Source organism: Nocardioides sp. NPDC051685 (genome assembly GCF_044453405.1).
Lineage (GTDB): Bacteria > Actinomycetota > Actinomycetes > Propionibacteriales > Nocardioidaceae > Nocardioides.
This window is the reverse complement of record NZ_JBITCR010000024.1, coordinates 1-6944: the sequence shown is the minus strand read 5'-3', so window position 1 is coordinate 6944 and position 6944 is coordinate 1. Positions and strand designations below refer to the sequence as shown.

7 protein-coding genes and 2 pseudogenes are annotated in these 6944 nt (G+C 69.7%); 6 read left to right on the top strand and 3 right to left on the bottom strand.

The features are described from left to right. Positions 1-106 precede the first annotated feature (106 nt). Positions 107-913, bottom strand: coding sequence for a crotonase/enoyl-CoA hydratase family protein (locus tag ACIA03_RS30165; protein WP_396989196.1), 807 nt, complete (start codon positions 911-913; stop codon positions 107-109). 48 nt (positions 914-961) lie between these two features. Here ACIA03_RS30165 and ACIA03_RS30160 point away from each other — a divergent pair, with 48 nt between their 5' ends. The 4 genes and pseudogenes from ACIA03_RS30160 to ACIA03_RS30145 all read left to right on the top strand — a co-directional run bounded on the left by ACIA03_RS30160 (position 962) and on the right by ACIA03_RS30145 (position 5226). Further along, a complete protein-coding gene (locus tag ACIA03_RS30160) occupies positions 962-2626 on the top strand; it encodes an acyl-CoA synthetase (protein WP_396989195.1) in 1665 nt (554 codons plus the stop codon). Further along, the gene (locus tag ACIA03_RS30155) at positions 2623-3732 is read left to right on the top strand and encodes an NAD(P)H-dependent flavin oxidoreductase (protein WP_396989194.1); all 1110 of its coding nucleotides are present in this window, start codon (positions 2623-2625) and stop codon (positions 3730-3732) included. Before ACIA03_RS30160 ends, ACIA03_RS30155 begins: the two co-directional genes overlap by 4 nt. A 167-nt stretch (positions 3733-3899) precedes the next feature. Further along, positions 3900-4625 (top strand): annotated as a pseudogene (locus ACIA03_RS30150) (alpha/beta fold hydrolase); the annotation flags it as partial. A gap of 97 nt (positions 4626-4722) precedes the next feature. Beyond that, positions 4723-5226 (top strand): hypothetical protein, encoded by a 504-nt coding sequence (locus ACIA03_RS30145; RefSeq protein WP_396989193.1) that lies wholly within the window; start codon positions 4723-4725, stop codon positions 5224-5226. On the opposite strand, the gene ACIA03_RS30140 is transcribed toward ACIA03_RS30145, so the two are convergent. Then, positions 5198-5497, bottom strand: coding sequence for a hypothetical protein (locus tag ACIA03_RS30140; RefSeq protein ID WP_396989192.1), 300 nt, complete (start codon positions 5495-5497; stop codon positions 5198-5200). The genes ACIA03_RS30145 and ACIA03_RS30140 overlap by 29 nt on opposite strands. Positions 5498-5590: 93 nt before the next feature. On the opposite strand from ACIA03_RS30140, the gene ACIA03_RS30135 reads away from it, so the two are divergent. Further along, the gene (locus ACIA03_RS30135; protein WP_396989197.1) at positions 5591-6028 is read left to right on the top strand and encodes a hypothetical protein; all 438 of its coding nucleotides are present in this window, start codon (positions 5591-5593) and stop codon (positions 6026-6028) included. Positions 6029-6047: 19 nt separating this feature from the next. Here the strand turns inward: ACIA03_RS30135 and ACIA03_RS30130 are convergent. Continuing rightward, a pseudogene (locus ACIA03_RS30130) lies at positions 6048-6383 on the bottom strand (VOC family protein); the annotation flags it as partial. A gap of 6 nt (positions 6384-6389) precedes the next feature. Between ACIA03_RS30130 and ACIA03_RS30125 the strand changes: the two are divergent. Further along, positions 6390-6764 carry a MarR family winged helix-turn-helix transcriptional regulator gene (locus tag ACIA03_RS30125; RefSeq protein ID WP_396989191.1) on the top strand — a complete coding sequence of 125 codons (375 nt, stop codon included), beginning with the start codon at positions 6390-6392 and terminating at the stop codon, positions 6762-6764. Positions 6765-6944 lie beyond the last annotated feature (180 nt).

Sequence of the window (6944 nt, the reverse complement as noted above, 5' to 3'; positions counted from 1 at the left end):
GCCGACGGGAGTGACGCTTCGGCCGACGGGAGTGACGCTTCGGCCGACGGGAGTGACGCTTCGGCCGACGGGAGTGACGCTTCGGCCGACGGGAGCGACGCTTCGGCTATCTGCCTTTGAACTCGGGCTTGCGCTTCTCCAGGAAGGCCTTGGGCCCCTCCTTGGCGTCCTCGGAGGCGAAGACGGCGGCACCGACCTTGGCGTCGTCGGCCCAGCACTCCTCCTCGTGCTTGCCCTCGGAGTCGCGCATGGTGCGGAGGATCGCCTGGACCGCGAGCGGGCCGTTGGCGGCGATCATGTCGGCGAGCTCGTGCGCCTTCGCGAGCGCGGTGCCGTCGGGGACGACGTGGCCGATCAGGCCGAGCTCCTTGGCCTCGGGGGCGAGCAGCGTACGTCCGGTCAGCAGCAGCTCGGCGGCGACGGTGTAGGGGATCTGGCGGGGGAGCCGGACGGCGGAGCCGCCCATCGGGTAGAGCGACCAGCGGGCCTCAGCGACACCGAACTTGGCCGACTCGCCGGCCACCCGGATGTCGGTGCCCTGGAGGATCTCGGTGCCGCCGGCGATGGCGGGTCCCTCGACCGCGGCGATCAGCGGCTTGGTGAGCCGGAAGCCCTTGAGGAGGCCCTTGATCACCGTCGGGTCGAAGCCCTCCTCGAACGACTCGGAGGGCGGCTTCTCGTCGGCCTTCTTCAGATCCATCCCGGCGCAGAAGTAGCCACCCGCGCCGGTGAGGATGCAGACCCGGATCTCCGGGTCGGAGTTCACCCGGTCCCAGGCGTCCTCCATGATCCGCAGCATCTCGGAGGAGAGCGCGTTGCGGCGCTCGGGACGGTTCATCGTGACGATGAGCTTGTGGCCGTCCTGCTCGACGATCGCATGCGGCGTCTCGGCAGAAGATTCTGTGATCGGCATAACACCAGACCCTAGCGGAAAACTGAAACGTGTTCTAGTCTCGCACTCATGGCGCTGAACCTTGCTGACCTCTTCGAACACGCCGTCGACGCCGCGCCCGACAAGGTGTCGGTCCAAGTCGGCGACCGCAAAGTGACCTACGCAGAGCTAGAGCGTGAGTCCAACAAGCTGGCCCACTACCTGGCCGGCCGGGGGATCGGGAAGGGCGATCACGTCGGGCTCTACTCCAAGAACTCCGTCGAGCACGTCGTCGCCCTGCTCGCGATCCTCAAGATTCGTGCGGTGGCGATCAACGTGAACTACCGCTACGTCGCCGGCGAGCTGGAGTACCTCTTCGAGAACGCCGACCTCAAGGCGCTCGTCCACGACCGCGTCTACGCGCCGCTGGTCGCCGAGGTCGCCCCGAAGCTGGCGGGGCTGACGACGTTCGTCGCGGTCCCCAACCCGCTCGAGCCCCACGACGACTCCGACCTGAGCCCGTTCGGTGGGGTCACGCTCGAGGAGGCGCAGGCCGGGCAGTCCGACGCACGCGACTTCGGCGAGCGCAGCCCCGACGACATCCACGTCATCTACACCGGCGGGACCACCGGCTTCCCCAAGGGCGTGATGTGGCGCCACGAGGACTTCTGGCGCGTGCTCGGTGGTGGCATCGACTTCATGACGGGCGTGCCGCTGGAGGAGTACGACCAGTCCAAGCAGGCCACGGGCGACGGGCTCATCACCCTGCCGCTCAGCCCGCTGATGCACGGCGGTGCCCAGGCCTCCCTGCTGATGCACCTCTTCGCCGGCCAGGTCACCATCCTCGAGCCCAAGTTCGACCCGGTACGCACCTGGGAGATCGTCGACCGCGAGAAGGTCCAGATGATGTTCATGACCGGTGACGCGATGGCGGTGCCGCTCATCGACGCGTACGAGGCGGGTCCCGGAAATGGGCAGAGTTTCGACGGCCAGTCCCTCTTCGCCATCGCCTCCAGCGCCGCGATCTTCTCCAAGTCCGTCAAGGAGCGCTGGATGAAGGCGTTCCCGAACGCCGTCTTCACCGACTCCGTGGGCTCGACCGAGACCGGCTTCCAGGGCACGGGCCTGCAGGACGCCTCCGCGCTCTCGACCGACGGTCCCGTGGTCACCGCGGGTGCCCACACCGCGGTGATCGGCGACGACGGCCATCCCCTCGACCTCGCCACCGACGTCGGCAAGATCGGCCGCACAGCCCGCAAGGGACACGTGCCGGTCGGCTACTACAAGGATCCCGAGAAGTCGGCGAAGACCTTCGTGGAGATCGATGGCGAGCGCTACGCCATCCCGGGCGACTACGCACGGGTCGAGACCGACAACCGCCTCACCCTCCTCGGCCGCGGCTCCAACTGCATCAACACCGGCGGCGAGAAGGTCTACCCCGAGGAGGTCGAGGCCGCGATCAAGGCCCACCCCGACGTCTACGACACGCTCGTCGTCGGGATCCCGGACGAGCGCTACGGGCAGGCCGTCGCGGCGGTCGTCCAGCCACGACCCGGCGCGACCCTCGAGCTCGAGGGGCTGCGTACCTTCCTGCGGGCCCACCTGTCCGGCTACAAGCTGCCGCGCGCCCTGACGATCGTCGACGAGGTGCCCCGCAACGCCACCGGCAAGGCCCAGTACCCCAAGGCCAAGGAGATCGCCCTGGCCACCCGAGCGACCGCGACCGAGCAGGACTCCGAAGGAGCAACAGCATGATCCGTACGGCACTGTGCGAGGCATTCGGGATCGACTACCCGATCTTCGCCTTCACCCCCTCGGAGCACGTGGCCGCGGAGGTCTCCAAGGCCGGCGGCCTGGGCGTGCTGGGCTGCGTACGCTTCAACGACGCCGAGGACCTGGACCGCACGCTCACCTGGATGGACGAGAACACCGACGGCAAGCCGTACGGCGTCGACGTGGTCATGCCGATGAAGGTGCCGACCGAGGGCACCTCGACCGACCTGTCCGCCTACATCCCGGCGGAGCACACCGAGTGGGTCGACAAGACGCTGCTCTCGCTCGGCGTGCCGCCGCTGCCCGAGGGGGAGGGGCGTGAGGGCGTGCTCGGCTGGCTGCACTCGACCGCCCGCTCGCACGTGGACGTCGCGCTGCAGCACCGGCCGGTGCTGATCGCCAACGCGCTGGGCACCCCGCCCAACGACGTCATCGAGAAGGCGCACGAGCACGGGGTCAAGGTGGCCGCCCTTGCGGGCGCTCCGAAGCACGCGGTGTCGCACGTCTCCAACGGCGTCGACATCATCGTCGCCCAGGGCTATGAGGCCGGTGGGCACACCGGCGAGATCGCCTCGATGGTGCTCCAGCCCGACATCGTCGACGCGGTCGGCCCGGACGTGCCGGTGCTGGGGGCCGGCGGGATCGGCTCGGGTCGCCAGATCGCGGCGTCCCTGGCGCTCGGCGCGCAGGGCGTCTGGACGGGCTCCATCTGGCTGGGCACGTCGGAGTACCGCAACCTCAACACCCACGCCGGCTGGGAGACCGCGTTCACCCGCGCCACCTCCGCCGACACCCGCCGGATGAGGATCTACACGGGCAAGCCCGCCCGGCTGCTGAAGTCGAGATGGACCGACGCCTGGGAGGCCGACGGCTCGCCGGCGCCGCTGCCGATGCCGCTGCAGAACCTGCTCGTCTCCGACGCGCACAACCGCATCAACGCCGCGGGGGACCCCGACGTCGTCGCGATACCGGTCGGCCAGATCGTCGGCCGGATGAACGAGGTACGTCCCGTCGCCGCGGTCATGGCCGACCTGATCGCCGAGTTCGAGGCCACCGTCAAGCGTCTGGACGCGATCTCCGAGGGATAACCGGCAGAGCACGAGGGCGCCGGCTCGGGTGACCGAGCCGGCGCCCTTCTCATGCCCGCATCCCGGCCTGCCCTACGACAGCGCGCTATCGCACAGCCTGGTTGCGCGCGCCGCTACCGCACACCACAACCCGCCTCTGAGAGGAACCAGCCTGACAGGATGGACGCGTGACGATCTCGAGCTACGTACGTGACGGACTCACCTTCGACGTGATCGACTCGGGCCCCGCCGACGGCGACCCGGTCGTGCTCCTGCACGGTTTCCCGGAGCGGGCGACCTGCTGGCGGGAGGTGTCGCCGATCCTGCACGAGGCCGGCTTCCGCACGGTCGCCCCGGACCAGCGCGGCTACTCGCCGGGTGCCCGGCCGCGTACGCGCCTGGGCTATGGCGCCGGCGACCTCGTCGAGGACGTGGTGGCGCTGATCGACGAGATCGGCCGTCCGGTCCACTTGGCCGGTCATGACTGGGGGAGTGCGGTCGGCTGGGGAGTGGCAGCCGAACGGCCCGACCTGGTCCGCAGCTGGACGGCGATGTCGGTGCCGCACCCGGTCCCGTTCGCGCGGTCGATGAAGGGCCCGCAGCGGCGCAGGTCGGCCTACATGGCGTTCTTCAACATCCCGTTCCTGCCCGAGCTGGCCTCCGGCCGCGACGGCCGGATGGAGCGGATGATGCGGGGGAGCGGCTGGAACGACGAGGACGTCGAGCGCTTCCGTGAGGAGATCATCGACTACGGCGCGCTGCCCGGCGGACTGGGCTGGTACCGCGCCCTCTTCCTGGCTCCGCGCGTCGGCCGCGTGTCTGTCCCGACGACCATGCTGTGGAGCGACCGTGACGTCGCGATCGGGCGCACCGCCCTGGAGGGCAACGAGAACTCGGTCACCGGCCCCTACGAGTTCATCGAGCTCACCGGCGTCAGCCACTGGATCCCCACCAAGGCGCCAGAAGCGGCCGCCTCGGCGATCCTCTCGACCATCGTGACGGCGGATCGGAGTGAGTGACGGCCCTGGCCCGGTGGTGCGCCATGCGGTGGTCGGTGGTGTCGCCGCTGGGGCCGGTGCGTTGGCGGGGATCGGACTCATGAACCTGCTGTTCTCTCCGGCCGTCACCTTCTTCGGACGGTTCATCGAGGTGGAGGAAGCAGACACGGGATCCGCCGTGGGCGACGCGCTCGCCGGCGGTTTCGGGGCGCTGGGGGCGGTGCTCGCCGCGGTCTTCTTCGCGGCGGTCGCGCTACTCACCGTCGTGGTGGTGATGCCGTCGGTGACGATGGGTCTGGCTCTGGGGGCATCCGGCTTCGTACGTGCCTGGCTGGCTGTCCTGATCGCGCTGCCGCTCGCCGTGGTCGGATTCCTCGGGATCGGTCAGCTGTTGCCGGGTTCGGTCCCGTGGTGGCTCTGGCCGGCGATCACGGCGGTCGCGGGAGCGGCATCGGTCTGGCTCGCCGCGGCCCTGCCGACACCGGTGCTCAATCGGGTGCGGTGTCGCGAGCGGTGATCGCCTCGTTGACACCGCCGACCGCCGCTCGGACCATGTCGCCGTACGGTCCTGGTGGCAGGGCGGGGACACGCTCCTCGGCCGCGTCCGTGTAGAGGTCGGCGAGGTGGTGGGCGAGCACGCATCGGTGGAGCGGATCTCCCGACACCCCGAGGTCGGCCCAGATCGCGAGCAGGTCCTCCCGTGCCCTTGTCACGCCACCCTCGCGGCCGAGGGCCACGGCGGTGGTGATGGCGTCCATGATCGGATCAACAGCGGGCGTTGCAGTCATGTCCTCGAGCCTGAGGCTTCGAGCGGCCGGAAGGTCAAGGAGTTGAGTACGCAGGCTCATCACGCCGCGCTCCAGGTCCGCGAGACTCGTCGCATGCTCGCTTTCGACCGACCGATCCTGACGCCGCGGCGCGTCAGGCGGGTGCCCTGGGCCGCTCTCGCCACTGTTCTGGCATCGGGTGTGGCCGTCGTCGCGATCGGGAACCTGGTGTCCAACTGGCTGGACGTCTACCTGGTGTTCTTCGGCGAGCAGCCGCAGGTGCTGCCGTCGAACGTGGCGGCCTATCGGGTCTGGGGCACGATCGTGGCTCTCGCCCTGGCCGCAGGTGTGGTGGCCCACCTCCTCAACCGCCGCCGTCGAGTGCTCGGGACGGTCTGGCACACACTGCTCGTCCTCGGCGGAGCCGCGATCCTCGTGCTGTGCTACATCCCCGGCGCGGTCGACCTGCCGGCGCCGGAACGCGACCAGGACGGCTACGGCGCCCCGCCCTGCTACTCCGGCGGCGACAACGACGAGTGCGTCGGAGGATGACGCCGCGTCGGGGCTGTCCGGCGTGGTCGTGGAGGGTGATCTGGTAGTCGTCGGGGTCGGTGAAGGTGAAGGTGAAGGTCCGGCCGAACGGGCCGTCGATCGGTGCCGAGACGATGGTGTGACCGTCGGCGACGAGCGCGTCGTGAATGGCCTGCACCTCGGTGGCGTGGAGCCAGATCGCGGCACCGATGCCGGGCTGGGGCACGGATGCAAGATCGGTGCCGGGAACGACCTCGCGCAGGGCGAACGCGATCGGCTTCGCCTCGAAGACGACGGCGGGCGGAGGCCCGTCCGGCGAACGGACGAACCCGAGGTAGCGCTCATAGAACGCCTGCGAGGCGCCGAGTGCCTGCATGCCGCGATGGAGGAGGTGCTGCGGCCGCTGGGGATGAGCGTCACGCACTACGCCTGTCTGGAGCTGCTGGCCCAGCGACCCGGCCTGTCGAACTCCGAGCTCGCACGCGGCGCCTTCGTGACCCGGCAGACGATGAACGTGCTCCTCCGGTCCCTCGAGCGCGACGGCGACGTCACCCGGCCCGCGGAGGCGCCCGTCGGAAAGGTCCTGCCGACACGCCTCACCCCTCGCGGCCGCCGGAGGCTCGAGAAGGCGACTGCGGCGGTGCGCTCCGTGGAGGTCAGGATGCTCGCCGGCATGACGGAGTCAGATCAAGCGGACGCATTCCGGATCCTGAAAGGCATGGTCTACTCCCTGCGGGACTCGGGGGCCTCCAGCTGACCGTCCCGGTGGACTCGACCGTCGCGGGGTAGCACCGAGCTGATTGACGGGATGGTCGAGTGCGGGCTGACACCCCGCCTGATCGGTCGGTCTATGTGCGTCTGGTGAAGCGGATGTCGCCGTTGGGCAAGCGCTCGTGGAGGTAGGTGGGGTCGTGGGCGCGGTGGTGGTGATGGGAGC

Excerpts from the sequence above, each read along its gene's own strand:
- ACIA03_RS30165 (WP_396989196.1), bottom strand. The coding sequence starts at position 913 with ATGCCGATCACAGAATCTTCTGCCGAGACGCCGCATGCGATCGTCGAG.
- ACIA03_RS30160 (WP_396989195.1), top strand. The coding sequence starts at position 962 with ATGGCGCTGAACCTTGCTGACCTCTTCGAACACGCCGTCGACGCCGCG.
- ACIA03_RS30155 (WP_396989194.1), top strand. The coding sequence starts at position 2,623 with ATGATCCGTACGGCACTGTGCGAGGCATTCGGGATCGACTACCCGATC.
- ACIA03_RS30140 (WP_396989192.1), bottom strand. The coding sequence starts at position 5,497 with ATGACTGCAACGCCCGCTGTTGATCCGATCATGGACGCCATCACCACC.
- ACIA03_RS30135 (WP_396989197.1), top strand. The coding sequence starts at position 5,591 with ATGCTCGCTTTCGACCGACCGATCCTGACGCCGCGGCGCGTCAGGCGG.
- ACIA03_RS30125 (WP_396989191.1), top strand. The coding sequence starts at position 6,390 with ATGGAGGAGGTGCTGCGGCCGCTGGGGATGAGCGTCACGCACTACGCC.